Raw genomic sequence first — 25,945 nt, forward strand, 5'->3', positions numbered from 1 at the left:
CAGCTCGATCAGAAGGGTCCCGCCCATGCCCTCGAAACTGTCCCTCAAAACAGCCGCCGCCCTCGCCCTCGGCGGCCTGCTCCTCGCCACGCCATCCATCTCCTCCGCGCAGGCATCCGCCCCGGCCGCCTCCGGTGTGACCGTGAAGTTGTCGGCGGGGGTTGCCGGCACGCTTGGTGCCGACAGCAAGTCCCTCGTCGACACCGTTGCCGCCGACATCCTTTCCCGCTCCCACGACGCCCAGGGCCTCGCGCCGGCGGTTGCCGTCAGCAAGCTCTCCGCCGAGGGCCGCAAGATCGTCGTCGACGTCCGAACCGCGACCAGCACCTGGGCCCGCGGCGTCGCGTACGTCGAAGCACCCCGCACCGCCGAGGGCAGCCCGGAAGGCTGGCTGTACATCGCCCGCAACGTCGACGGCCGCTGGGTCGCCGGTGTCGAAGGCGACCGGACGTTCGCCGGGTACGTCGCCACCTCACCCCTCGTCGGCCAGGCGGAACGGCAGACGATGACGGCGTACGCCGCGCACCAGGCCGCCGCCAACACCGGGGGCCTGCTGCTGCCGTGGATGCCCGACTACTACATGAACCTGACCGGCGGCCCGCACTCCAACGACGGGGCGACCGGCTACTGGAGCAGCCTCGACTTCTCCGGCGGCAACGCGAGCGGCCGGGTCCGCTCGTCCGGCAGCGGGACCGCGACGTCGATGTGCGGCGCCGGCGGCGGCTGGACGCGGGTGATCCACCCGAACGGCTTCTCGACGGACTACTACCACATGTGGAATGCAACGTACTACAACGCGACGGCGGTCGGCAGCAGCGCACTGCTCGGCAACATCGGCATGGACACCTGCGCGGGCGGCTCCGCGACCGGCGCCCACGTGCACTGGAGCCTCCGGACGTACGACGCCAACTACAACGGCACGTACACCTGGCTGAACGGCCGGACCATCGGCGGCTGGACCTGGTGGAACGGCTCCGGCCAGTACACCGGCTGCGCGACCCGCCTGGGCGTCACGGCCTGCCCGGGCAACGACATGTACAACCGCGTGAGTTGATGCCCACGGGGTCGGCGCGTGCCTAGAATCCACTGTGGCGCGCTATCAGCTGGAGCCGGGGGACTACGGACTGGTGCGGTTCGTGGTCTCCCCGCTCACTGAACTCGGCAACTCGCTGCGCGCCTTGCGTGCGCCGTCCTCCTACCCGCTGCAGGCACCCTGGTACGACGCCGTCTGCGGTGTCCGCGGCCAGCTCCCGCTCGACGTACTGCGCGGGTTGATCGGGCCGACGTTCAACACGCCGGACCTGTTCAACCCGCGGGTCGGCGTACCGCTGACGATCACCGCGCAGCTCGCGTACCTGCGCGACCAGGATCTGCGGACGCTCGGCGCCGACATCGAGTCCGCGGTCGGCGGCGTACCGCGGGGGCTCGGGGCGAGCGGGCGGTCGTTCGGCCACCGGCTCGCGGACGCGCTGGCGGCGTACTGGCGGCTGGCGTTCCAGCCGCACTGGTCGCGGATGCAGGCCGTCCTCGACGCGGATGTCGCGTTCCGGGCCCGGTCGCTCGCCGCCGAGGGCGTGATCGCCACGTTGAACGGCTGCGGTCCGGGCGTCCGCGCGGACCGGACGTCGATCACCGCGCACATCCTGGGCCGGGGCGACGACGACCCGGTGCTGTCCACCCGCGGCCGGCCGTTGTTCGCCGTACCGTCGCTGTTCACGCTGAGCAGCTCGACGCCGCTGACCGACTCCGACCCGATGGTGATGTACGGCGCGAGCAACCAGCGGTCGATGTGGTCCCACCGCGGCGACCGCGGCGGTACGGCGCTGCTGAGCCCGCACCGGCTGCGCTATTTACGGGCCCTGGGCACCGGTCGGACGACGACCGCATTGGCCGAGCAGTTCGGCGTCTCGCCGTCGGCGGCGAACCAGTCGCTGCGCGCGATGACCGCTCAAGGGCTCGTCCGGGCCCGTCGTGACGGCCGCACGGTCGTGTACGAGCGGACGTCGCTGGGGGACCAGCTCGCCGACCTACCCTGAGCGGCCGAGCAGCTTGCCGAGCCAGCTGCCGCCCGCGCGCTCGGCCTTCGGGTGGCCGGGGCACCACAGGTCCGCGGGGACGGACGCCTTGACCTGCGCGACGTGCTGGCCGCAGCCGGCCCAGGTGGTCTTCGAGCAGGTCTTACAGGTGACGGGTCGGCACATGTGCGCTCTCTTTCGTGGTCAGGCCGATCTGTACGGCATTCTCGAACTGGTCGTCAACGGCAACGATCTGGCGGCCGGCCGCATGCAGGAAGGACGCGGCGATCGACGCGCGGTACCCGGCGGCGCAGTGCACCCAGAGCTCCCCGGGCGGTACATCGGCGATCCGCCGTGGCAGGTCGTGCACCGGAACGTTGACCGCACCCACGATCGCCGACGCCTGGTGCTCCTCGGCCCGACGGACGTCCAGGACGACCACGTCCCGATGGTGCCGGACCTGCGCCAGATCGGCGAACGTCGCGGTCGGGAACGACACCGGCCGCTGCCCGCTCCACTGCTCCGGGCCGCCGGTGGCGTGCGCCGCGGGACGGTCGATGCCGATCCGGACCAGCTCGCGCTGGGCCTGCGCGACGTCCGCCACGGACTCGCCGAGCAGCGTGACCGGTGTACCCCAGGGGATCAGCCAGCCGAGGTACGTCGCGAACGCGCCGTCGAGGCCGAAGTTGACGGTGCCGGGCGCATGTCCCGCGGCGAAGGCGGTCCTCGTCCGCAGATCGACGACCCATTCGCCGGCGTGGATGCGCCGTGCGAGCTCGGCGCCGATCGTCGACGCGGTCGCCGAGGACTGAGTCGCGGAGCGCAGAACGAGCCGAATCCGTGGGTCGGGAAGACCTCGGTCTCGTCCGGAAGGGCATGCGCGAGTGCGTGCGCGGACCGGTGCTGGTGGTGCACGAGCGCCTCGGTGTGCTCCGGGCCGAGCAGGTCGGGCCGGCCGGTCGCGCCGTACAGCAGTGATCCACCGGTGAAGACCGCGACCGGCTGCTCGCCGTCGGTGAGCGCGTACGACAGGTGGGTGAACGTGTGGCCCGGCGTATGGATCGCGCGCACCCGCATCCGGTCGCCGATCCGCAGCACGTCGCCGTCGCGCACCGGCGTCCGCTCGAACGAGACCTCGTCGTCGGCGTTCACCAGGTAGGCGGCGCCGGTCCCGCGGGCCAGCGCCAGGCCGCCGGTGACGTAGTCGTTGTGGAGGTGCGTCTCGAACACGTGCGTGAGCCGGACGCCCTCGGCGCGGAGCAGTTCCAGGATCGGGTCGATGTCGCGCTGCGGATCGACCACGAACGCCACGTCGCCGTCGTGCACGAGGTAGCTGCGATCGCCGAGCGACGGCGTCTCGACGATCCGGATCGTCAGGCTCATCGAATGATCCTCACTGGACGGGATCCCGAGCCTACTGCCATCTGGCCAGCGTGATCCGGATGCTGGAGGAGGGCTGGGATTGCGAAGCCGCCCTCACTCAGCTGGCCGCCGTCAACAAGGCGCTGTCCCGGGCCGGCTTCGCGATCGTCAGTACCGGGCTCCAGCAGTGCCTCACCGACGAGACCAGCGACCTCGACCCGGCCAAGCTGGAGAAGCTCTTCCTGTCACTCGCCTGATCGCGCCGGCCACCAGGCAAGCGGCCGCGGCCGCCGTGAGCACGGTGCGGTGGCGCGCGGCCAGCACCTGGTAGCTGCGCGAGGTCGACCGGTCGTCGAAGACACCGTGCGCTCCGTAGTCGCGGCTGCGGCCATCGGCCGGTGACCAGAGGTTCGCGGCCTGCTCGTTCGGCAGGTCGGTCTGCTGTGAGTCGTACCCGGTCCGTGCCAGGTAGTGGTCGAGGAGACCGGCGACGAACTTGTTCGCCACGATCGTCAGCGCCGTCGAGCCACCGACCCAGTACTCGCGGCGGCGCGGATGCCCGGCCGCGTAGACGACCGCGTCGGCGGCCACCTCCGGCTGGAAGATCGGTGGCACCGGCTGGGGATGCTTCGGGAGCCGGGACAGCACCCACGAGAACTGCGGCGTGTTGACCGCGGGCAGCTGCACCATCGTCGTCCGGACGTGCGACTTGTCGTGCAGCAGCTCGCAGCGCAGCGAGTCGTGGAAGCCCTGGATCGCGTGCTTCGCCCCGCAGTACGCCGACTGCAGCGGGATCCCGCGGTACGCCAGCGCCGACCCGACCTGCACGATCGTGCCGTGGTCGCGCGGCTTCATCCGGGCCAGCGCGACCCGGGTCCCGTACACGTACCCGAGGTACGTCACCTCGGTGACCCGTTTGAACTCGCTCGGATCGATCTCGTCGAACGGCGCGAACACCGAACTGAAGGCCACGTTCACCCAGACGTCGATCGGCCCGAGCTCGTCCTCCACCTGATCCGCGGCCGCCTGCAGCTGTCCGTGGTCCGCCACGTCGACCGGGATCGCCAGCGCCCGCCCACCCGCGTCCGCGACCTCACGCGCCGCACCGTCCAGCCCTTCCCGTCCGCGGGCCAGCAGCGCGACCCGATCCCCGCGCCGGGCGAACGCGACCGCGGTCGCCCGCCCGACACCGCCACTGGCTCCCGTCACCACAACTACCCGTCCCACAAGCGCCTCCTCGGTGCGCGGCCCGGCGTTCACAGTCTCCGTCTGTTCCCCGGTGACCACTGGAGCCTTCACGAAACGCGTTTGCTGCGATCTGCCTCGGGTACCGAACGGCGCGATCGAGGTCCGGAGGTGCCTATGCAGCGCACGCACGAAGACCTGGCCGGTGCCTTGGCGGCGGCGGTCGACGGCGAGGTGCGGTTCGACGCTGGGTCGCTCGCGGCGTACTCGTGTGACTCGTCCAACTACCGTCAGATACCGCTCGGGGTGGTCGTCCCGCGGACGGTGGACGCAGCGGTGGCTGCGGTAGAGGTCTGCCGGCAGGCTGACGTCCCGGTGCTGTCGCGCGGCGGTGGCACCAGCCTGGCCGGGCAGTCCACGAACGCGGCCGTCGTGATCGACTGGACGAAGTACTGCAACCGGCTGCTGAGCGTCGACGCGGACGCTCGGACGTGTGTGGTCGAGCCGGGGATCGCGCTGGACGACCTGAACAGATCGCTGGACGGCCTGATGTTCGGGCCGAAACCGTCGACGCACCAGAGCTGCACGATCGGCGGGATGATCGGCAACAACTCCTGTGGTGCGAGCGCGCAGGCGTACGGCAAGACCGTCGACAACGTGCGCCGGCTCGAGGTGCTGACCTACGACGGTGTTCGGATGTGGGTCGGGCCAACGGAGGAGTTTGTCGGGGGCAACGATCGGCGCGCGGAGATCCACCGGGAGCTGCTCGCGTTGCGGGACCGGTACCTCGGCGAGCTGCGGACCGGCTATCCGCACATCCCGCGCCGGGTGTCCGGGTACAACCTCGACTCGTTGCTACCGGAGAACGGCTTCGACGTCGCGAAGGCACTGGTCGGCAGCGAGGGCACGCTGGTCACGGTGCTGCACGCGGAGCTCGACCTGGTCCCGGTGCCGAAGTACCAGGTGATGGTCGTGCTCGGGTACCCGAGCCTGGAGGACGCCGGGCGCGCGGTACGGCGGATCCTGCCGCATGAGCCGTGGCAGCTCGAAGGGCTCGACCAGGTGCTGGTCGACCTGGAGCACGAGGAACACACCGTCGACACCGCGATCGAACGGCTGCCGGAGGGCCGTGGCTGGCTGACCGTGCAGTTCGCCGGCGACACGTTCGACGAGGCGGACGGCGCCGCGCGCAGGCTGATGGACGACCTGAAGGACAGCGAGGCAAACGTCAGCTACCTCGACGATCCGGGCCGTGAGCAACAGTTGATCGAACTCCGGGAGGCCGGTCTCGGCGCGACCGCCCACCCAGCCGCGAAGCACGAGAACTGGGAGGGCTGGGAGGACTCCGCCGTCCATCCGGACGACCTCGGCGACTACCTGCGCGACCTGCGCGGGCTGCTGAACGACTTCGGGTACGACGAGACCGAGACGTCGCTGTACGGGCACTTCGGGCAGGGCTGCGTGCACACCCGGATCCCGTTCGAGCTGCGGACTGCGGCCGGTATCGCGCGGTACCGCGACTTCGTCGAACAGGCGGCGCGGATGGTGAAGCGGTACGACGGGTCGCTGTCCGGGGAGCACGGCGACGGGCAGTCCCGGGGCGAGCTGCTGACCACGATGTTCGGGCCGGACCTGGTCCGGGCGTTCGGCGAGTTCAAGGCGATCTTCGACCCGCGGAACCGGATGAACCCGGGCAAGGTCGTGGACCCGAACCCGCTGGACTCGCACCTGCGGCTCGGCACCGGGTACGCGCATCGGCCGTGGCCGAGCGAGTTCGCGTATCCGCGCGACGACGGGAAGTTCAGCAAGGCGACGCTGCGCTGCGTCGGGATCGGTAACTGCCGGCATTCGTCGTCGGCCGGGGGCGAGGTGATGTGTCCCTCGTACGAGGTCACCCGCGAGGAGGAGCACTCGCCGCGTGGGCGGTCCCGGTTGCTGTTCGAGATGGTGCGCGGCGAGGTGATCCCGGACGGCTGGCGGTCGACCGAGGTCCGGGATGCGCTGGATCTGTGTCTGGCCTGCAAGGGCTGCAAGGTGGACTGCCCGGTCGGCGTGGACGTGGCGACGTACAAGGCCGAGTTCTTGTCGCACCATTACCGGCACCGGCTGCGGCCGATGGCGCACTACTCGATGGGCTGGCTGCCGCTGGCGGCGCAGTTGGCGAGTCGCGTACCGAGGCTGGTGAACGGCGCGACCCAGACGCCTCGCGTTGCGAGGCTGCTGAAGCGCGCCGGCGGTATCGCCGACGAGCGAGACCTGCCGGCGTTCGCCGGGCAGTCGTTCACCAGTTGGTTCTCGGAGCGTCCGCCGGGGCGGGGCCGCCGGATCGTGCTCTGGCCGGACACCTTCACGAACTTCTTCCATCCGTCGGTCGGGCGCGCCGCGGTCCAGGTGCTCGAGGCGGCGGGGTACCAGGTGACCGTCCCGGAACGGCCGGTGTGCTGTGGTCTCACCTGGATTTCGACCGGTCAGCTCGGTACGGCGAAGCGGGTGCTGCGGCGGACGATCGACGTACTGCGCGACGAGATCCGCGACGGCGTACCGATCGTCGGGCTGGAACCGTCGTGCAGTGCGGTGTTCCGGTCGGACGGGCCGGAGCTGCTCGCCGACGACGAGGACATGCGACGGCTGTCGACGCAGTTCGTCACGTTCGCGGAGCTGCTGAAGGACTGGGATCCGCCGCGGCTCGACGTGCAGGCGATCGTGCAGACGCACTGTCATCAGCACGCGGTGCTGTCCCCGGACACCGAACTGATGCAGCGCGCGGGCATCGACCGCGAACAGCTGGACTCCGGGTGCTGCGGGCTGGCCGGGAACTTCGGGTTCGAGCGTGGGCACTACGACGTCTCGATGGCGGCGGCCGAACGGGTGCTGCTGCCGAAGGTCCGGGCCGCGGGCAACGACACCGTGATCGTTGCCGACGGCTTCAGTTGCCGGACGCAAATAGAGCAAGCTACCGACCGGCGAGCCGTACATCTCGCCGAACTCCTGGCAGGAGGGTTGTCATGAGCACGACAGTTGCCGATTTCGTACTCCAGCGCCTGCGCGAGTGGGACGTGGACCATGTCTTCGGGTACGCCGGGGACGGGATCAACGGGCTGTTGTCCGCCTGGCAGAAGGCGGGGAACGAGCCGCGGTTCGTCCAGGCCCGGCACGAGGAGATGGCCGCCTTCGAGGCGGTCGGGTACGCGAAGTTCACCGGCCGGGTCGGCGTCTGTACGGCGACCAGCGGGCCGGGCGCGATCCACTTGCTGAACGGGTTGTACGACGCGAAGCTCGACCACGTCCCGGTGGTGGCGATCGTCGGGCAGACGGCACGGAGCGCGATGGGTGGCAGCTACCAGCAGGAGGTCGACCTGCAGACACTCTACAAGGACGTCGCGTCGGACTACTGCGAGACCGTGATGGTCCCCGAGCAGCTGCCGAACGTGCTCGACCGGGCGATCCGGATCGCGGCGGCCCGGCGGACCGTGACCGCGTTGATCGTCCCGTCGGACCTGCAGGAGCTGGACTACACGGCGCCGTCGCACGCGTTCAAGATGGTGCCCTCGAGCACGGACCTGAGCTGGTCGGCGCCGGTGCCGGCGGCGGATCAGCTGTCCCGGGCGGCGGAGATCCTGAACGACGGGTCGCGGGTCGCGATCCTCGTCGGACAGGGTGCGCGCGGCGCGGTCGACGAGGTGACGGAGCTGGCCGAGCTGACCGGTGCCGGGGTCGCGAAGGCCCTGCTGGGCAAGGACGTTCTGCCCGATGCACTGCCCTGGGTGACCGGATCGATCGGGCTGCTCGGTACGCGGCCGTCGTACGAGCTGATGATGGACTGCGACACGTTGCTGATGGTCGGGTCGAACTTCCCGTACACGCAGTTCCTGCCGGAGTTCGGCAAGGCGCGGGCGATCCAGATCGACCTGGATCCGACGATGATCGGGATGCGGTACCCGTTCGAGGTGAACCTGGTCGGCGACGCCGCGCGGACCCTGCAGGCGCTGATCCCGCTGGTGCAGCGCAAACAGGACCGGTCGTGGCGCGGCGGGATCGAGAGCAACGTCCGGCGCTGGTGGGAGGTCATGGAGCGGCGGGCGCACACGTCCGCGGACCCGATCAACCCGGAGCTGGTCTTCCACGAGCTGTCGGACCGGCTGCCGGCGGACGCGATCCTCGCGTCGGACTCGGGTTCGGCGGCGAACTGGTACGCGCGGCACGTCAAGTTCCGCGGCGACATGCGCGGCTCGCTGTCCGGGACGCTCGCGACGATGGGGCCGGGCGTGCCGTACGTGATCGGCGCGAAGTTCGGGCTGCCCGACCGGCCGGCCTACGCGCTCGTCGGGGACGGCGCGATGCAGATGAACGGGATCAACGAGCTGATCACGATCGCGAAGTACTGGCAGGACTGGGCGGACCCGCGGCTGGTGGTCGCCGTCCTGCACAACAACGACCTGAACCAGGTGACGTGGGAGCTGCGCGCGATGGGCGGGTCGCCGCAGTTCCTGCCGTCCCAGGAACTACCGGACTTCCCGTACGCCGGGTACGCGAAGCTGCTCGGGTTGCACGGGGTGACCGCGGAGAAGCCGGAGGAGGTCGTGCCTGCCTGGGAGGAGGCGCTGGCGGCGGACCGGCCGTGCGTCGTGGAGTTCCGCACCGATCCCGCCGTACCGCCGATTCCGCCGCACGCGACCTGGGACCAGATCGAGAAGGCGCTGGAGTCGATCGTCCGCGGCGACAGCGACCGGGGCGCGATGATCAAGGAGGGCGTGAAGTCCAAGATGCAAGAGTTCCTGCCCGGCAAGTCGTGATTGGCATGTTGTGATCGGCACTGTCCGGGCGTCCGCGTACACGATCCCGACGGACGCGCCGGAGGGCGACGGGACGTTCACCTGGGAGAGCACGACGCTGGTCCTGGTGGAGGTCTCGGCCGACGGCGTCACCGGGACCGGGTGGACGTACGGTTCGCCGGCCTGCGCCACGGTCGTCACGCACGAGCTGGCACCGGTGGTGCAGGGCCGCGACCCGATGGACGTCGGCGGGTCCTGGAACGCGATGCGCGGCGCGCTGCGCAACATCGGGCGGCCCGGCGTGGCCGGGATGGCGTTGTCGGCGGTGGACTGCGCGCTGTGGGACCTGAAGGCTCGGCTGCTCGGGCTGCCGTTGCACCGGTTGCTCGGGGCGGTCCGCGAGAGCGTGCCGGTGTACGGCAGCGGCGGGTTCACGACGTACGACGACCGGCAACTCGCGGACCAGCTGACGGGGTGGGTCGAGCAGGGGATACCGCGGGTCAAGATCAAGATCGGGGAGAGCTGGGGGAGGTCCGAGGACCGGGACCTGGAGCGGGTCGCGCGGGCGCGGGACGTGATCGGCTCCGGTGCTGAGCTGTACGTGGACGCGAACGGCGGCTACACCGTCGGCCAGGCGTGCCGGGTGGCCTCCCGGCTGGCGTCGTACGGCGTGACGTGGTTCGAGGAGCCGGTGCCGTCGGACGACCTCGCCGGGCTCGGCCTCGTCCGTGACCACACCGGGATCGACGTGACGGCGGGGGAGTACGGGTACGACCTGGCGTACTTCGCGCGGATGTGTCCGATTGTCGATTGTCTGCAATCCGACGTCACGCGCTGCGGGGGCATCACCGAACTGCTCCGCATCGCCGCCGTCGCCGAGGCTCACGGGCTGCAGCTCTCCGGACACTGCGCTCCGGGGCTGCACCTCGCGCCGCTGTCCGCGATCCCCAACCTGCGCCACCTCGAGTGGTTCCACGACCACACCCGCATCGAGTCGACGCTCTTCGACGGCCTCCCGTCTGCGGTCGGTGGTGCGGCGACTCCGTCCGACGGACCAGGGCACGGCATGACGTGGCTTCCGCTCGCGGCAGCGACGCACCGGGTCGGCTGAGGTGGTGCATACGAGAGGAGGCCGTGGGCACCGGCGCAGTCCGATCTCGTGCTGGGAGGTAGCGATGGCGGCGTGGAACGTGTGGGGGAAGTGCGCGGCACAGGCGGACGCGGTTGAGGGTCTTGCGTGACGCGGATGCTCACGTATCGGTGGATCTGGCGCAGCGTCGCCGGCATGTTGCTGCTGTTGGGGCTTGCGCTCGCGGTACTCGTGCTCCCGGCCGCGGTCTGGCTGATCCTGGCGTCCCTCGCGGTGCCGTTCGGGCTGATGTTCGCGATCGGGACCAGGACACCGGCCGTCAAAGCTCGGGGAGCGTGTCGGCGCCAGGTCGTCATGCTGACCGTCGCGGGGTATCTCGTCGCGGTCGCGGCAGCGGTGCTGATCAAGGTTCTCGGCACGGGTGCCGTACTCCTGCTCGGCGTCGTCCTGGTGACGTCGCCGGCAGCGGTCGTCCGGTTGTTGCCGACCCGTCCGCGGAAGGTGCCGGAGGCAACTGCCAGTACGGATCAGCTGTGTCGGCAATGGAAGGACAGCTATGCGGCGCTGAGCCGGGCGCGGACGAGCGAGGCGCGCCTGCGGGTGGTGGTCGCTCGCCAGCACTGCCTCGACGAGCTCGAACGTCGCGACCCGGACGGCCTGCAGGCCTGGCTCGCGTCGTCCGCCGGCGCCGGCAGCGACCCGCAACCCTTCCTGACCGACCGCAGCTGATTCTGCGGGCGCGCTCCCTCAGGATCCCCATTGCCTGCCCGACCAGCTTCCGCGCGCCGACCGCGACCATCAGCTGTTCCTCGCGGCGGCACTCGCCAGGGCGACCGCGATGTCGTCCGCCCCGAACGCCTCCGGATACCGGCTGTACAGCCCCAGCACCCCGACCGGACGTCCTGCTCGACATCCGGTACGGCGACCGTCGCCCGCTCGGCCATGCACTGCACGAGCGGGCGGTGGCCGCCGGCCGCCTGGAACTCGCAGATCTCGACGACTGCCTGGACCGTCTCCTCCACCTGCCCGTCAGGCACCGCGACAGCGGCCGATCCCAGGCCACGGATCACGCGGTCAGCGCCAGCTGGAGGTCGTCGATGATGTGCCGGAGCCGCCGCGACACCTGCATCTGGCTGAGGCCGATTTCGGCGCCGATCTCCGCTTGGGTCCGGTGGTCGACGAATCGCAGGCGGAGGATCAGGCGGTCCCGGTCCGGGAGGTTGTCGACGACCGGGCGGAGTGAGTGGACCTGGTCGACGAGTTCGTAGGTGTTGCCCGGTTGGCGGACTTCGTACGGGGGTGCCGGGGCGCCGGAGGCGGTGGTCAGTTCGGCGTCGAGCGAGGTCGGCTGGAAGCAGCCGCGGGCCTGTTCGGCCTCGACGATCTCGGCGACGTCGACGCCGATCGCGGTCGCGAGCTCGGCCTGGTCCGGCCAGTGGCCGAGGGTGAGCGCGAGCGAGGTCTGGACCGCGTTCACCCGGGACTGGATCTCCTGCAGCCGGCGCGGCAGCCGGATCGCCCAGGCGTTGTCGCGGAAGTGGTGCCGGATGCCGCCGCGGATCGTCGGTACGGCGTACGACCGGAAGTCCGAGCCCGGGGTCGGCCGGTAGTTGCGGACGGCGCGGATCAGGTGTTCGACGGCGATCTGCTCCAGGTCCTCGGTGTCGACGCCGCGGCCGCGGTACCGGCGGGCGATCGTGCGGGCCAGCGGCATACCGCTGACGATCGCCTCGTCGCGGAGTTGCCCGCGGCGGGGGTCGCGACTGCGGTGTGCGGCCCGGAGGAGGTGCTCGGTCCGGGCGGACTCTTCGGCGTGCGTCGCCTGGACTGGACTACTCGGTGCCATGTGCGGGTTGTCCTGCCTGTGTCCGTCCCGGCCGTACGCGGCGCACGGTTTGGACCGCAACCGGGACCACACCCGGGTACCCGACGCCACACCTTGCGAATCATCGAGCCCTGCGCCGGACGTACGCCGGGAGCACCAGCCAGAACACGAGGACCCACAGCAGTACGCCGCCGACCACCGCGACGGCCGCGCCACGGGGGAGTACGACGTTCAGCGCGATCAGCAGGCCGCCGCAGATCGAGACGACGAGGAACGCCATCCCGCCGCGCGCCAGCCGGTCCGCGCTCGTGACGAGGCGGTCCCGCAGGCCCTGCTGGTAGAGGAACCGGTGGAACGCGACCGGCGCCAGGAACAGCACCACAGCGAGCGCCGCCGCGGTCAACGTGCAGGCGTAGACCGCGTGGGTGAAGCCGTCCGTGGTGTGGAACTGGTTCTGGAACGCGATCCCGAGCAGGAAGGCGAACAGGATCTGCGTACCGGTCTGCACCAGCCGCAGTTCCTGCAACAGCTCGTTCCAATGCCGATCGAGCCGCTCGCCCGACGTCTCGCCGTCACGGTCGTACCTCTGCGAGTCCATGCTGACCGTCCTCCACCTGTCAGCGTAGGCCGGTACGCATCAGGCTCCTCCGGCCGAGGTCGGGAGGTGGGTGACGGTTGCGAGGGGGCCGTGGCCGGCGGCTGCGTGGGACAGGCGTTCGAGGGCGTCCGACCAGAAGGTGTCGTAGTGGTGCAGGCGTCCGGCCGCGATGCCACCGTGGGTGAGGATCAGGTGGGACCCGGTGCGCGCCGGGACGACGTCCGCGAGGACCGTGCCGGGGGCGTGGGGCGGGTCGTTGAAGTCGGCCTGCAGGTAGTGCGGGGGTTCGCAGGTCGTGATGATGCCGGTCTGCTGCGTCTGTGGCCCGGTCGCGATCAGGAATCCGCCGTACTGCGTGTCGCTGAGCAGCGTCGCTCCGAGCCAGCTGCTGAGGAGATCCGGCCTGGTGATGAGGTTCCACAGGCGGTCCGCGTCACAGATCAGCGTCCTGACATACCTGAGCTGCGGCGCCCGGGCCGTCCGTTCTGCATGTGTAGTACGCGACATGTACACCCGGTGCCCAGGGTTCGCCGGGAGTAGTCGCGTTACAGGGCGTCGCGGGCGTAGATCACATACGCGACCGGCGTACCGATCAGCAGTGTGGCGGCCAGCACCAGGATCAGGATGTTGCGGAAGCGTTCGACGCCGAGGGACGTGGTGTAGAACGAGTCCGGGTTGCGCTGGTCGTACACGACGTCGACCTTGTCGCCGATGTTGCGGGCGCGGGTCCACAGTTGCAGGGTCTGCGTGCTGGTGTGGAAACTGCCGTCCGCGGAACGGAAGCCGATCGTCACCTCGGTGCCGCCGCCGGTGCCCTGCGGCTCGTGCGGGAGCTTGCGGGTGGCAACGATCTCGCCGCGGGCGCGGGCCTGGTGGACCGCGAGATCGCCGAGGTCGTCGACCCGGTGGATGCCCCAGATCAGCGTGAGCACGCCGACCGCGAACATGCCGACGGCCATCGCGGTGAACACGATCCAGGTGACGACGACGCCGAGTCGCTTCCGGCGGGTCAGCCGCCGCGCCGAATGCTGGGTGCTCACATCTCTCAAGAGAACCCCGCAGCCGTCTCCTGTCCACTCGAACCGGCGCGCCGCGCGCCGGGCTCGGATGCCTGAACCTGCCTGCGGCCAGCCCTTGACGAGCACTTCTGCGCAGTGGCTAACTATCGGCACCCGCCTGCCCGAGGAGACTCATGCGCCTGCTCCGGTCAACCCTCTGCATCCTCGCCCTGGCCGCCCCCTTCACCCTCACCCCACCGGCCAACGCCTCCACGCTCCCAGCCACCGGAGCCGCTGACCCCACCCAGCCCTCCGCCAACGCCACCGGCGCCGCGCAGCCCACAGCTCGCACCGCCGGCGCGACGCTGACGTCTGCTGGAGCTGCTGCGGCTCCTGTGGGGGTTTCGCCGGTGCCGCAGGAGGTTGTGCGGCGGGCGGACGGGTTTCCGATCACGCCGGTGGTTGGGCTTGTGCGGACCGGGCGTACCGACGCCGACGCCGAGCGCGTCGTACGGCAGGCGCTCGACCGGGCCGGCGTGAAGACGGTTCGCACCACGACGGGCACCGACCCCGGTACGCCGACCACGATCTGGCTCGGGCGTGACGCGAAGACGCTCGGCGCGTTGCGCGTGAAGGACAGCACCGGTCTCCCCGCCGAGGGGTACGTCCTCGCCGCCGGCCGTGACCGCGACGACCGCGCCCAGGTGGTCCTCGACGGCGTCGACGGCGACGGCACGTACTACGCGGCCCAATCCCTCGCCCAGCTCATCCAGGACCGCACCGGCCGCGACTGGCTACCGGGGATCGCGATCCGCGACTGGCCGACGATGCGGTACCGCGGCGCGATCGAGGGCTTCTACGGTACGCCGTGGTCGCAGGCCGACCGCCTCGACGAGTTGACGTACCTCGGCGAGCACCGCATGAACACCTACGAGTACGCACCGAAGGACGACCCGTACCACCGCGAGCAGTGGCGCGACCCGTACCCGGCCGACAAGCTCGCGCAGCTCGCCGAGCTGGTGACCCGCGCCCGGCAGAACAAGGTCGACTTCACGTTCGCGCTGTCGCCCGGGCTGTCGATCTGCTACACGTCCGAGGCCGACTTCCAGGCGCTGGTCGCGAAGTTCGAGGCGCTGTACGACGTCGGCGCCCGGTCGTTCAACGTGCCGCTCGACGACATCGACTACAACACCTGGCACTGCGAAGCGGACAAGGCGAAGTACGGCACCGGCGGAGGAGCGGCCGGCCGCGCGCAGAGCGATCTGCTGAACCGGGTGCAGCGCGAATGGGTCGCGTCCAAGCCGGACGTCGCCCCGCTGCAGATGGTGCCGACCGAGTACTACAACGTCAGCGAGACGCCGTACAAGAAGGCTCTGCGGGAGCAGCTCGACAGCCACGTGGTCGTGCACTGGACCGGGATCGGGGTGGTGCCGCGCACGATCACCGCCGCGCAGGCAGCCCAGGCGAAGGCGGTGTTCGGCCACGACATCCTGATCTGGGACAACTACCCGGTCAACGACTACGCGGCCGGCCGGTTGCTGCTCGCGCCGTACACGGGCCGCGAGCCGGCCATCGCGGACAGCGTCGCCGGCGTGATCTCGAACCCGATGAACCAGGCCGCGGTCAGCAAGGTCGCGCTGTACTCGTTCGCCGAGCTCGGCTGGAACCCGGCGACGTACGACCCGCAGGCCTCCTGGCGCCGGGCCCTCGCCGAGCGGGCGGGCGGCGACCCGGCGGCGACCGCCGCGCTGCAGGTGTTCGGCGACCTCAACACGTACGACGGCACGCTGCACCCGGAGAGTGCGCCGGTGTTCGCGGCCGCGGTCGACCGGTTCTGGCAGCTGTGGCGGTCCGGCCGGCGCGCCGAGGCGATCGGCGTACTGCGGCCCGCGGTGAACGCGATCGCCGCCGCCCCGGCGACGATCCGCGCGAAGGTGGTCGACCCGGCGTTCGCCGACCAGGCGGAGTCGTGGCTGAAGGCCACCGAACTGTGGGGCCGGGCGATGAACCGAGCCCTCGACCTGCTGGCCGCCCTGGACGCCGGTGACGGCGCGAGCGCCTGGGCCGCACGGCAGCAGGTGAACCAGCTGGTGACCGAGGCGAAGGCGATCCGCGACAGCCGGCTCCCGCACAGCGGTACGTATCCGCGGATCGGCGAGGGCGTTGTCGACGCACTGATCGCCGAGGCCGGCCGGGTCCACGACCGCTGGCTCGGCGTCCAGCCCGGACGGACGGCGACGACCAGCCTCGGCACGTACCAGGACAACGTGCCGGCGCGCATGATCGACGGCGACCCGAACACGTTCTACTGGAGCAACGGCTCGCCGAGCACCGGCTCCGAGGTCCGCGTCGATCTTGGTCAACTGTCGACAATCGGATTGATCACCCTGTTGATGGGGAAGACGTCCAGCCCGAACGACTACATCCACTCGGGCGTGCTCGAGTACTCCGCCGACGGCACCCGTTGGACCGAACTCAGCCGCGCGACCACCGCCGAGGTCCGCGCCACGGCCCCGGCGGGGACGACCGCCCGGTATGTCCGGTACCGCTCGTTGAGCGCGAGCGACTACTGGCTGGTCGTCCGCGAGTTCACGGTCGAGACGATCGGCGGACGGACCACCACGCTGACCGCGACCGGAACGCCGGCGCCTGCCGCGGGTTCGTCGTTCCAGCAGTCCGTGGACGGGAACCTCGACACCGCCTACATCCCGTCGACCGCGCCGGTCGCCGGCGATCTGTTGACAATCGGATTGTCGACACCCCGCGAACTGGCCGGCCTCACGATCCTCCAGCGAAGCCCCGGGTCGCCGACCCCCGACGGCGCCGGTGCGGGCGGTGCGGGCGGTGCGGGCGGTGGTGTGGGTGTTGGGTTGGCGGATGTGGAGGTGCAGGTTGGGGGAGTTTGGCAGCGGGTTGGGGCGGTGTCGTCGGCGTACGCCGAGTTGCCGGTGGCGGATCTGAAGGTGGAGGCGATCCGGCTGGTGTGGACGGGTGGTACGCCGGCTGTGGCGGAGGTTGTGCCGTTGTGGTCGGACACGCCGGTCGCCGCGCTGCGCGTCGACGAGAACCGGGCCGACGTGATCCGCGGTGAGGCCTCGACGTTCAGCGTGGATGTTGCGGCCGAACGCGGGACAGACGTGAGGGGGACCCTCGCGATCGGCGCGCCGGCGGGCTGGGGGGTTGAGGCTGCCAGCTCCGTCGCGGTCAAGCGCGGCTTCACCCAGTCGGTCCCGGTCAAGCTGACGCCACCCGCCGACGCGGCCCTCGGGGACGTCGACGTCCCCGTCAAGCTCACCGTCGGCCAGACCTCGTACGACGCCGTACTGAAGGTCGCCGTCCGCCCGCGGACCGGGACCACGAACGTCGCCCTGCACCGCCCGGTCGTCGCGTCGAGCGTCGAGCCCGGTACGTCGTTCACCGCCGACCTCGCCGTCGACGGCAACACCGGCACCCGCTGGGCCTCCGGGTACGACGACGCCTCGTGGCTACAGGTCGACCTCGGTACGTCGACCCGCCTGGGCAAGGTTGTCCTGCGCTGGGAGACGGCGTACGGCTCGGCGTACCGGATCCAGGTGTCGGACGACGGGACGACCTGGACGACCGCGACCGAGGTCACGAACGGTGACGGTGGTGCCGACACGCTCTGGCTCGACACCACCGCCCGCTACGTCCGCATGCAGGGCGTCCACCGCGCCACCCAGTACGGCTACTCCCTCTACGAACTGGAGGTCTACTCGGAGAGCTAACAGGCCACGACGGGGGCCGCCCAGTCGGTGTGGTCGGAGTTGGTGCCGTCGAGGTCGGTGGTGCGGAGGTCGAGCACGTTCACGCCGGCGACCGAGACGGACAGTGGGACCGCAGGGCCGCTGCCGCTGGCCTCGCTCGTGGCAAGGGTGGCGCCGTCGCCGTGGATCTCGAAGCCGGCGTGGCCCTTGTCGCCGACTTCGTCGTCGATGCCGGTGGTGACGGTGAGCGTCGAGCAGCGCCCGCCGAGGTAGTACTGCACGCTGCTCGGCGCGTGCGTCCCGAGGCCCTTCGGGTAGACCGTGCCCGCGATCGTCAACGGACGCCCGTCGCCGGCCGCGGTCTCGCCGTTGCTCTGATCCTTCTCGACCGGCCCCCAGCCGTTCTCCGTCGCCAACCACGGCAGATCCGACAACGCGGTCGTACCGGCCGGCGGCGCCGAGACCATGGTGAAGCGTGCCGTACTGCGACCGTCGTACACCTGGTTGCGCCACAGCCAGCTCGCCGCCGCGGACAGGTCGACCGGCCCGAGGTCCGGCCGGTCCGCGGTCAGCCGCCAGGTCGCGCTCCCGGAGCCGCCCGGCTTGATCACGCTCGTCTGGGCGCTCCCGACCAGCTTGGCGGTCCACCCGTCCGGAGCGGTCAAGCCGTACCGCGCCTTCGTGATCGGGGTGAGCCCATCGTTGTGCACGGCAACCTTCACGTCCACCGAATCGCCTTGCACATAAGGCGATGTCGGCGTCGCATCCACGAGGACGCTCGGCGGAAAGTCGTTCGCCGCACCCGCCGTCACGCGGTACATGACCGCGTCGTGCGCACCGACCTGGGCCCGGACGGCCCCGCCCGAGACGGTCGTTGCCTTCGACCACAGATCCTTGACGGTCAACTCGGTGCCGCTCGGCCCGGTCCCGCTCAGCCCGAGCTCGGCCGCGGTCGTGCCGATGGTGCGCGGTGTCGTACCGCGGTTCAGCAGGACGACGGCCTTCGACCCGTCGGACATCGGTTTCGCCCAGACCTCGGTGTCGCCGTCGTCGCGAATCCGGCTGCCCTGGCGGCCGCCCCAGTCCTGGTCGACCGCGATCACATCCGGATTGGTGAGGGCGCTCCGCGTCCAGGCGTTCATCGAGCGGATGTCGTTGCCGGCGATCAGCGGGGCGTTGAGCAGCGCCCACAGGCTCATGTGCGCCCGGCTCTCGCCCTGTGTGAGCCCGCCGTTGCCGACTTCGAGCATGTCGGGGTCGTTCCAGGCGTTCGGTCCGGAGTACTGCTCGAGGCCGACCTGCTGGTCGAGGATCGACATCACGCTCGGCCAGGAGGCGTTGATGTCGTCGGTGGTCCGCCACAGGTGTCCGCCGACCGAGGCGCCCCACAGCCACGGCTGGTTGGAGCCCCATTCGCACAGACTGTAGACAATCGGACGACCTGCCTTGGCCAGCGCGTCACCCATCGCCTTGTACCGCTGCTGGGCCGGGACGCCCTGGTTGTTGCAGTTGTCGTACTTCAGGTAGTCGACGCCCCACTCGGCGAACGTCTGCGCGTCGGTCTCCTCGTGCCCGAGGCTGCCCGGCATCGTCTGCGCGCAGGTCAGCGTGCCGGCGCTGGTGTAGATCCCGAGCTTCAGGCCCTTGCCGTGGACGTAGTCCGCGAGCGCCTTGATACCGCTCGGGAACCGGTCGTGGCTCGGGACGTACCGGCCGGTCGCCGGGTCGCGGTCCTTCTCGGCCCAGCAGTCGTCGATGTTCACGTACTGGTACCCGGCCGCGGCCATGCCCGACGCCACCAGGCTGTCGGCGGCATCGCGGATCAGCTGTTCGTTGATGTTGCAGTTGAACGTGTTCCACGAGTTCCAGCCCATCGGCGGGGTCGGCGCGAGGTTGCCAAGTGGGGGCGGATCCGAGGCGGCGGCCGGACTGAGACCGGTGCTGAGGAGGGCGAGCGCGGCGACGGCGGTCAGAAATGGTCGCATGAGAAGTCAGCTCCATCCGGGGGGCGGTTCCGAAGGGCGTTGCGCGTTCAATCCTCGCGTGCAGCGGGCGGTCCGGCCACTCGACATGAGAGGACGCTGAGAGGCGCGTGTGTGCGGCGGCCGGTCGGCCTACCGTGGAACGGTGGGCACGGGGCAGGGGGTCCGGCAGCTGACGCGTTTCCTGGGCGTCAGCGCACTCGCGGGTGCACTCGCCGCGGGGCTGGCGGTGCCGATCGCCGGGTTCGTCGGTGTCGGCAGCGAGGCGGTGGTGGACTCGCTGGCGACGCTGCCCAAACCACTCAGCAGCCGCCCGGCCGACGTCGGGTCGCGGATCCTGGCCGCGGACGGCAGCCTGATCGCGAACCTGTACGAGGAGAACCGGGTCCCGGTCGGGCTGGACAAGGTCGCGCCGGTGATGCGGCAGGCGATCATCGCGACCGAGGACTCGCGGTTCTACCAGCACGGCGCGATCGATCTGCAGGGCACGTTGCGGGCCTTGATCCGCAACCACGCCGAGGGCACCGAGCAGGGCGGTTCCAGCATCACCCAGCAGTACGTGAAGCTGACACTGCTCGAGAACGCCCGGACGCCGGCGGAGCAGCGCGCCGCGACGGCTCCGACGTACGAGCGGAAACTCGTCGAGCTGCGGTACGCGATCTCGGTCGAGCAGCAGCAGTCCAAGGACCAGATCCTCGACGGGTACCTCAACCTGGCGAACTTCGGCGACGGCGCGTACGGCGTCCAGTCGGCCGCCCAGCACTACTTCGGGGTGAACGCTACGGACCTGAACCTGCCGGAGGCGGCCATGCTGGCCGGGCTGGTGAAGAACCCGAGCGGGTACGACCCGGTCACCCACCCGGCGCAGGCGACCGACCGGCGGGCGACGGTGCTCCAGCGGATGCTCCAGCTCGGCATCATCTCGGTCGCGGACGCGAACTCGGCGCTCCGCTCGCCGGTGATCGACCTGTCCCAGATGCACCTGGTGCCGAACGGCTGCGGTAACTCGGCGTACCCGTTCTACTGCGAGTACGTCGTCTCGAAGCTGCTCGCCAACCCGGCGCTCGGCGCCACCGCCGCGGAGCGCGACCAGTACCTGAAGACCGGCGGGCTGACGATCCGGACGTCGCTCGACCCGCGGATCCAGCAGGCCGCACAGCAGTCGATCGACGACCACAGCAAGCCGAACGACGACACGGTCGCCGCGATCTCCGTGGTCCAGCCGGGCACCGGCCTGGTCAAGGCGATGGTGCAGAGCCGGCCGTACGGCGAGGGCCGCGACGAGACGGCGTACAACTACAACGTCGAGAAGTCCTACGCCGGCGGGTACGGCGGGTTCCAGAACGGCTCGACGATGAAGGCGTTCACGATCGCGGCGGCGATCCAGCAGGGCATCCCGATCGACTACAAGATCGACTCACCCCAGCAGATCGACCTGAGCATGGTCCCGTACCGGACCTGCAAGGGCTGGACCCGGGACCAGAACTACCAGCCGAAGAACTCGACCAAGAGCGGCAACTTCACGATGGTCGACGCCGCCCGCTACTCGGTGAACACGTACTTCCTGCAGCTGTCCCGCAAGACCGGGCTGTGCCCGATCGCGACGATCGCGGCCAAGCTCGGCATGTACAACGCGCAGACGCTCGGCCCGCTCGACCAGGTCGTCTCGATGACGCTCGGCGTCGGGTACGTGACCCCGCTGATGCTCTCGAACGCGTACGCGACGTTCGCGGCCCGCGGCGTCTACTGCGAGCCGCTGCTGATCACCTCGGTCAAGGACGGCACCGGCAAGTACCTGTCGACGCCGCCCGAGTCCTGCAAGCAGGTCCTCGAGCCGTGGGTGGCCGACGGCGTGAACCGGGTGCTGAGCGCGGTCATGCAGCCCGGCGGTACCGGTGGGAACCTGAAGTTCGGCAGCTGGGACCTGGCCGGCAAGACCGGCACCATCAACCAGAACCTGGCCGTCTGGTTCTCCGGCTACGCCCCGAACCTGGCCGCCGCCGCGGTCGTCGCGGACGCGACCCCGCCGTACACGAACCTGATGGGGCAGACCCTCGACGGGCAGACCATCGCCGACCCCACCGGCTCCGGAACCGCCGGGCCGCTCTGGGAGACCGCGATGCGCGGCGCTCTCCAAGGCCTGCCGCGCGACCACTTCATCACGCCGCCGTCCCGCGTCCTCGGCAGCCTAGGCCCGTAGCTAGGCGGTCGGATCCGCGCCGAGGGCGGTGTCGAGGAGCGTGCCCAGTTGGTCGAGCTGGGCCGGGGTGAGGGTGTCGAAGGACGTCGTGAAGACAGCGTCGACGGCGTCCTGGCCGTCAGCGCGGAGCTCTTCGCCCTTCGCCGTCAGGCGGTGTTTGACGGCGCGGCCGGGGCCGGGGATGCGCTCGATCAGGCCGCGGTCGGCCATCCGGGTGGCGAGTGAGCCGAACGACTGGTCGGTCTGGAACGTGAGGACGGCCAGGTCGTGCAGGGAGGCGTCCGGGGTGCGGTGCAGGTGCCGGAGCGTGTCCCACTGGACAAGGGACAGCCCGAGCGGGGCGAGCGCGCGGCTGAGGGCGCGGTGATGCCGGTACTGCAGGCGTTTGACGGCCAGGGCGACGTCCTCGGGCTGGTGTTTCATGCCGAGCACTGTATCAGGTTGCTTATATCAGGAAGCTGATCTAAGGTTCCTGATATAAGCAACCTTGTGAGGGAGTCACCATGAGCACACCGATCCCGGCCGGAAGCCTCCGGCCCACCCGCACCCTGACGACCGCTGCCGGCCTCACGGTCCAGGACCGCGACCGCACCCGGCCGTTCCTGCTGCTGCACGGTGGTGGTGGCGTCCTGACGATGGCCGGCTTCGCCGACCTGCTCGCCGAGCGCACGCACTCGCGGGTGCTGCTCCCGACCCACCCGGGCTTCGGCGGTACGCCGCGGAACCCCGAGCTCACGACCGTCCGGGACCTGGCGACGGCGTACGTCGCGATGCTCGACGAGCTCGACCTCGCCGACGTGACCGTGATCGGGAACTCGTTCGGCGGCTGGCTCGCGGCCGAGATCGCGCTGCGGCACAGCCCGCGGGTCAGCGGCGCGGTGATCGTCGACGGGATCGGCATCGAGGTCGAGGGGCAGCCGTTGACCGACGTCAGCGGGTTCTCCGCGACCGAGATCCAGAAGTTCTCCTGGCATGACCCGAGCAAGGCGCCGGTGCCGGCGAGCGCGGGCGGGACCGGGCCGAGCCCGGACGTCCAGGCGCTGATCGGGTACACCGGGCCGACGATGTCCGACCCGACGCTGGCCGAGCGGCTCGGCGGGATCGACATCCCGGTGCACGTGGTCTGGGGCGAGAGCGACCGGATCGCGGGGCCGGCGTACGGCAAGGCATTCGCCGACGCGATCCCGCCGGCGACGTACACGCTGCTGCCGCGGACGGGTCACCTGCCGCAGCTGGAGACGCCCGAGGAACTGCTCGGCGCGCTGCTCGGGCTGGGGGCGTGATGGAACCGCTGACCGTGAGCCGGATCGGGCATGCCTGCCAGCTGATCGAGATCGGCGACCGCCGGATCCTCACCGACCCGTGGTTCACGCAGACCGCGACGTACTACCAGGGGGAGCGGGTCGCGTCGACCGTCGCGGACCTCGGCTGGATCGACGCGGTCGTGGTCAGTCACGAGCACTACGACCACTGCGACCTCGACGCGCTCGTCGACGGTGGGTTCGACCTCGACGTGGCGCTGGTGGGGCCGGGGACGGTTGCCGCGATCGCGCGGGCCAAGGGGTTCCGGGACGTGCGCGCGATCGAGGCGTGGGAGGCGACCGACGTCGGCGACGTCCGGGTGACCGCGGCGCCCGGGAAGCACGGCGTCCACGAGATCACGTTCGTGATCCAGGGCGGCGGCCGCACGGTGTACTTCGGCGGCGACTCGCTCCGGGTGCCCGAACTCGACACGATCCCCGAGCGGTTCGGCCCGATCGACCTCGCGATCCTGCCGACGAACGGCCTGTGCATCCGGCCGGCGAACCTGCGGCAGGTCGTGATGGACGCCGCGGAGGCGGCCGAACTGACCGCGGTGCTCGCGCCGACGGTCGCGGTCGCGCAGCACTACGCGTTCCACAGCGGCCGCCTCGGCGACCAGCTGATCACCAAGGGGGACCAGGATCCCCGCCACTACGCCGACGCGGTCGCCCGGCTCGCGCCCCAGGTCGACGTACGCCTGGTGCTCCCTGGGGTGCCGGTGGCGGTCCGGTAGCTCCACGGGTGTTGTGAGGTCGGTCTCAGCGCCACGGATCGAGGCGCGTCATCGACTAAGTTAGGCTTGCCTAACCTATTGGAGTGATGATGAGGGATCTCCGCCTCGCCGTCGTCGGCGCGGGGCCGGCCGGTATCTACGCGGCCGACATACTGACCCAGGAACACCCCGGCGCGCACGTGGACCTGATCGAACGGCTGCCCGCGCCGTTCGGCCTGGTCCGGTACGGCGTGGCGCCGGACCATCCGCGGATCAAGGAGATCGTGAAGGCGCTCCGCCGGGTGCTAGGCAACGACCGGATCCGGTTCGTCGGCAACGTTGCGTACGGCATCGACCTGAAGCTCGACGACCTCCGCCGGTACTACGACGCGGTGCTGTTCGCGACCGGTGCGACGGCGGACCGCGAGCTGGACATTCCCGGCATCGACCTGCCCGGCAGCTACGGCGCGGCCGACTTCGTCAGCTGGTATGCCGGGCATCCCGACGTGCCGCGGGAGTGGCCGCTGGAGGCCCGCGAGGTGGCGGTGATCGGCGCCGGGAACGTTGCCCTCGACATCGCCCGGATGCTGGCGAAACCGGCCGACGAGCAGCTGACCACCGAGATCGCGGACAACGTGTACCAGGGCCTGAAGCTCAACCAGGCAACGGATATCCACGTCTTCGCGCGCCGTGGTCCGGCGCAGATCAAGTTCACCCCGATGGAGCTGCGCGAGCTGTCGCACTCGCCGTCGGTGGACGTGATCGTGCACCCCGAGGGCTTCGAGATCGACGCCGCCAGCCAGGCCGCGATCAACGGCAGCAAGAGCACCCGGCTGGTCGTCGACACGCTCCTCAAGTACGTCGAGGCCGAGCCGACCGGAGCGCCGCACCGGATCCACATCCACCTGTGCCACGCGCCCGTCGAGATTCTCGGCGACACCCGCGTCGAGGGTCTGCGTACCGAGATCACCGAGCTGCGGGGCGACGGCACCGCGAAGGGCACGGGGGAGTACGTCGACACTCCGGTGCAGGCGGTCTACCGCGCGGTCGGGTACCTGTCGTCACACCTGCCCGAGGTCCCGTTCGACCATCACGCGGGCGTGATCACCAACGATCGCGGCCGGGTCCTGGACCTGGACGGCGTACCGCTGCCCGGTCTGTATGTCACCGGCTGGATCAAGCGTGGCCCGGTCGGGCTGATCGGCCACACGAAGTCGGATGCGGCCGAGACCGTCGCGAGCCTGCTGGCGGATCTTGACAACCTCCCGCAGCCGGAAAACCGTGACCCGCAAGCGATCCTGGACCACTTGACCGCCCGCGGCGCGACGGTCGTCGACGTCGAGGGCTGGTCCCGCCTGGACGCGCACGAGATCGCCCTCGGCGCGGCGGTGAACCGGGAGCGGATCAAGGTCGTCCCGCGCGAGGACATGCTGTCAGCTGCTCTCGAGTAGGGACAGGGAGGCGGCCGCGGCCGTGGTCGCATCGCCGGCCTCGATCGCGGCCGCCAACGCCTCGTGCCAGGTGTCCTCGCCGGACGCGAACACCTGCAGGCACTGGTCGTCGCGGACGCTCTCGGTGAGCGCCCGCGCGAAGCTCGTGTAGAGCTCGATCAGCACCGGATTGTGCGACGCTCGCGCCACGCACAGGTGGAACTCCACGTCGTTGGTGACGAACGCGGCCTCGTCACCCGCCTCGCCGGCCGCGGCGCGACTCGCCAGCGCCTTGTTCAGCGCGCGGACATCGGCCCGGGTACGGCGGGACGCGGCGAGTCCCGCGGCGACGATGTCGAGACCGCGGCGGACCTCGACCACGTCGCCGTGGTCGGCCGCGCCGAGCCGGCGCCGGATCGCGACGTCGGTGGCGTCCCGGGCGGTGACGTAGGTGCCGTCGCCCTGCCGGGTGGCGAGCAGTCCGGCGTGCACCAGACCGCGCACCGCCTCGCGGACCGAGGCCCGGCTGACGCCGAGCTGACCGACCAGTTCGGTCTCGGACGGGATGCGTGCGCCGACCGCCCAGCGGCCCGCGGTGATCTCCTCGCGGAGCTGGGTTCCGACGGACTCGACCAGAGAGACCCGCTCGACTTTTTTCATCGCAGCCTCTTCCTCAAACATCAGATGACTGGTAATCCTATCACCAAGCAACTCCGAGATCCCGGCTCGGTTCCGACGAACATCCTCAC

The 25,945-nt window shown here is 70.4% G+C and carries 23 protein-coding genes; 12 read left to right on the forward strand and 11 right to left on the reverse strand.

The genetic code is table 11. The features are described from left to right. Positions 1-25 precede the first annotated feature (25 nt). Both ACXJJ3_RS38545 and ACXJJ3_RS38550 read left to right on the forward strand, forming a co-directional pair. Positions 26-1,054 (forward strand): M23 family peptidase, encoded by a 1,029-nt coding sequence (locus tag ACXJJ3_RS38545; RefSeq protein WP_458166907.1) that lies wholly within the window; start codon positions 26-28, stop codon positions 1,052-1,054. Positions 1,055-1,088: 34 nt separating this feature from the next. Continuing rightward, positions 1,089-2,036 carry an ArsR/SmtB family transcription factor gene (locus tag ACXJJ3_RS38550; protein WP_458166908.1) on the forward strand — a complete coding sequence of 316 codons (948 nt, stop codon included), beginning with the start codon at positions 1,089-1,091 and terminating at the stop codon, positions 2,034-2,036. On the opposite strand, the gene ACXJJ3_RS38555 is transcribed toward ACXJJ3_RS38550, so the two are convergent. From ACXJJ3_RS38555 to ACXJJ3_RS38565, 3 genes are read right to left on the reverse strand one after another with little or no spacing between them, the layout of a single operon-like run. Beyond that, positions 2,028-2,201, reverse strand: a complete 174-nt coding sequence (locus ACXJJ3_RS38555; RefSeq protein WP_458166909.1) for a hypothetical protein — start codon at positions 2,199-2,201, stop codon at positions 2,028-2,030. The two genes, ACXJJ3_RS38550 and ACXJJ3_RS38555, sit on opposite strands and share 9 nt — an antisense overlap. Next, positions 2,179-2,751 carry a rhodanese-like domain-containing protein gene (locus ACXJJ3_RS38560; protein ID WP_458171995.1) on the reverse strand — a complete coding sequence of 191 codons (573 nt, stop codon included), beginning with the start codon at positions 2,749-2,751 and terminating at the stop codon, positions 2,179-2,181. Before ACXJJ3_RS38560 ends, ACXJJ3_RS38555 begins: the two co-directional genes overlap by 23 nt. After that, positions 2,658-3,398, reverse strand: a complete 741-nt coding sequence (locus tag ACXJJ3_RS38565; protein ID WP_458166910.1) for an MBL fold metallo-hydrolase — start codon at positions 3,396-3,398, stop codon at positions 2,658-2,660. The genes ACXJJ3_RS38560 and ACXJJ3_RS38565 overlap by 94 nt, the downstream gene beginning before the upstream one ends. A gap of 59 nt (positions 3,399-3,457) precedes the next feature. Between ACXJJ3_RS38565 and ACXJJ3_RS38570 the strand changes: the two genes are divergently transcribed. Then, positions 3,458-3,634, forward strand: coding sequence for a metal-sensing transcriptional repressor (locus ACXJJ3_RS38570; RefSeq protein WP_458166911.1), 177 nt, complete (start codon positions 3,458-3,460; stop codon positions 3,632-3,634). On the opposite strand, the gene ACXJJ3_RS38575 is transcribed toward ACXJJ3_RS38570, so the two are convergent. Beyond that, positions 3,570-4,604, reverse strand: coding sequence for an SDR family oxidoreductase (locus tag ACXJJ3_RS38575; RefSeq protein WP_458166912.1), 1,035 nt, complete (start codon positions 4,602-4,604; stop codon positions 3,570-3,572). The two genes, ACXJJ3_RS38570 and ACXJJ3_RS38575, sit on opposite strands and share 65 nt — an antisense overlap. A gap of 135 nt (positions 4,605-4,739) precedes the next feature. Here ACXJJ3_RS38575 and ACXJJ3_RS38580 point away from each other — a divergent pair, with 135 nt between their 5' ends. The 4 genes from ACXJJ3_RS38580 (at position 4,740) to ACXJJ3_RS38595 (ending at position 11,153) form a co-directional block, all read left to right on the forward strand. After that, the gene (locus ACXJJ3_RS38580) at positions 4,740-7,571 is read left to right on the forward strand and encodes an FAD-binding and (Fe-S)-binding domain-containing protein (protein WP_458166914.1); all 2,832 of its coding nucleotides are present in this window, start codon (positions 4,740-4,742) and stop codon (positions 7,569-7,571) included. After that, complete coding sequence (locus tag ACXJJ3_RS38585; RefSeq protein WP_458166915.1) at positions 7,568-9,355, forward strand: thiamine pyrophosphate-requiring protein; 1,788 nt, start codon at positions 7,568-7,570, stop codon at positions 9,353-9,355. Before ACXJJ3_RS38580 ends, ACXJJ3_RS38585 begins: the two co-directional genes overlap by 4 nt. A 10-nt stretch (positions 9,356-9,365) precedes the next feature. Continuing rightward, entirely contained in the window at positions 9,366-10,445 is a 1,080-nt protein-coding gene (locus tag ACXJJ3_RS38590) for an enolase C-terminal domain-like protein (RefSeq protein ID WP_458166916.1), read from the forward strand. Between the two features lie 126 nt (positions 10,446-10,571). Beyond that, positions 10,572-11,153 (forward strand): hypothetical protein, encoded by a 582-nt coding sequence (locus ACXJJ3_RS38595; protein WP_458166917.1) that lies wholly within the window; start codon positions 10,572-10,574, stop codon positions 11,151-11,153. 337 nt (positions 11,154-11,490) lie between these two features. Here the strand turns inward: ACXJJ3_RS38595 and ACXJJ3_RS38600 are convergent, their stop codons facing one another. The 4 genes from ACXJJ3_RS38600 to ACXJJ3_RS38615 all read right to left on the reverse strand — a co-directional run bounded on the left by ACXJJ3_RS38600 (position 11,491) and on the right by ACXJJ3_RS38615 (position 13,887). Then, a complete protein-coding gene (locus tag ACXJJ3_RS38600; protein ID WP_458166918.1) occupies positions 11,491-12,270 on the reverse strand; it encodes a sigma-70 family RNA polymerase sigma factor in 780 nt (259 codons plus the stop codon). Between the two features lie 100 nt (positions 12,271-12,370). After that, a complete protein-coding gene (locus ACXJJ3_RS38605) occupies positions 12,371-12,847 on the reverse strand; it encodes a DUF6328 family protein (RefSeq protein WP_458166919.1) in 477 nt (158 codons plus the stop codon). A 39-nt stretch (positions 12,848-12,886) separates the two neighbouring features. Further along, the gene (locus ACXJJ3_RS38610; protein WP_458166920.1) at positions 12,887-13,354 is read right to left on the reverse strand and encodes an SRPBCC domain-containing protein; all 468 of its coding nucleotides are present in this window, start codon (positions 13,352-13,354) and stop codon (positions 12,887-12,889) included. 38 nt (positions 13,355-13,392) lie between these two features. Further along, positions 13,393-13,887 carry a hypothetical protein gene (locus ACXJJ3_RS38615; RefSeq protein ID WP_458166921.1) on the reverse strand — a complete coding sequence of 165 codons (495 nt, stop codon included), beginning with the start codon at positions 13,885-13,887 and terminating at the stop codon, positions 13,393-13,395. A gap of 152 nt (positions 13,888-14,039) precedes the next feature. On the opposite strand from ACXJJ3_RS38615, the gene ACXJJ3_RS38620 reads away from it, so the two are divergent. Next, on the forward strand, positions 14,040-17,591 hold the full coding sequence (locus ACXJJ3_RS38620) for a beta-N-acetylglucosaminidase domain-containing protein (RefSeq protein ID WP_458166922.1): 3,552 nt from the start codon (positions 14,040-14,042) through the stop codon (positions 17,589-17,591). On the opposite strand, the gene ACXJJ3_RS38625 is transcribed toward ACXJJ3_RS38620, so the two are convergent. Further along, entirely contained in the window at positions 17,588-19,555 is a 1,968-nt protein-coding gene (locus tag ACXJJ3_RS38625) for an NPCBM/NEW2 domain-containing protein (RefSeq protein WP_458166923.1), read from the reverse strand. The two genes, ACXJJ3_RS38620 and ACXJJ3_RS38625, sit on opposite strands and share 4 nt — an antisense overlap. Before the next feature lie 142 nt (positions 19,556-19,697). Between ACXJJ3_RS38625 and ACXJJ3_RS38630 the strand changes: the two genes are divergently transcribed. Continuing rightward, entirely contained in the window at positions 19,698-21,752 is a 2,055-nt protein-coding gene (locus ACXJJ3_RS38630; RefSeq protein WP_458166924.1) for a transglycosylase domain-containing protein, read from the forward strand. On the opposite strand, the gene ACXJJ3_RS38635 is transcribed toward ACXJJ3_RS38630, so the two are convergent. After that, positions 21,753-22,175, reverse strand: a complete 423-nt coding sequence (locus ACXJJ3_RS38635; protein ID WP_458166925.1) for a MarR family winged helix-turn-helix transcriptional regulator — start codon at positions 22,173-22,175, stop codon at positions 21,753-21,755. 80 nt (positions 22,176-22,255) lie between these two features. On the opposite strand from ACXJJ3_RS38635, the gene ACXJJ3_RS38640 reads away from it, so the two are divergent. From ACXJJ3_RS38640 to ACXJJ3_RS38650, 3 genes are all read left to right on the forward strand, one after another. Continuing rightward, complete coding sequence (locus ACXJJ3_RS38640) at positions 22,256-23,035, forward strand: alpha/beta fold hydrolase (protein ID WP_458166926.1); 780 nt, start codon at positions 22,256-22,258, stop codon at positions 23,033-23,035. Further along, the gene (locus tag ACXJJ3_RS38645) at positions 23,035-23,787 is read left to right on the forward strand and encodes an MBL fold metallo-hydrolase (protein WP_458166927.1); all 753 of its coding nucleotides are present in this window, start codon (positions 23,035-23,037) and stop codon (positions 23,785-23,787) included. Before ACXJJ3_RS38640 ends, ACXJJ3_RS38645 begins: the two co-directional genes overlap by 1 nt. A gap of 89 nt (positions 23,788-23,876) precedes the next feature. Next, positions 23,877-25,217 (forward strand): FAD-dependent oxidoreductase, encoded by a 1,341-nt coding sequence (locus ACXJJ3_RS38650; protein ID WP_458166929.1) that lies wholly within the window; start codon positions 23,877-23,879, stop codon positions 25,215-25,217. On the opposite strand, the gene ACXJJ3_RS38655 is transcribed toward ACXJJ3_RS38650, so the two are convergent. Next, positions 25,200-25,856 carry a FadR/GntR family transcriptional regulator gene (locus ACXJJ3_RS38655; RefSeq protein ID WP_458166930.1) on the reverse strand — a complete coding sequence of 219 codons (657 nt, stop codon included), beginning with the start codon at positions 25,854-25,856 and terminating at the stop codon, positions 25,200-25,202. The two genes, ACXJJ3_RS38650 and ACXJJ3_RS38655, sit on opposite strands and share 18 nt — an antisense overlap. Positions 25,857-25,945 lie beyond the last annotated feature (89 nt).

Source organism: Kribbella sp. WER1, assembly GCF_054189145.1.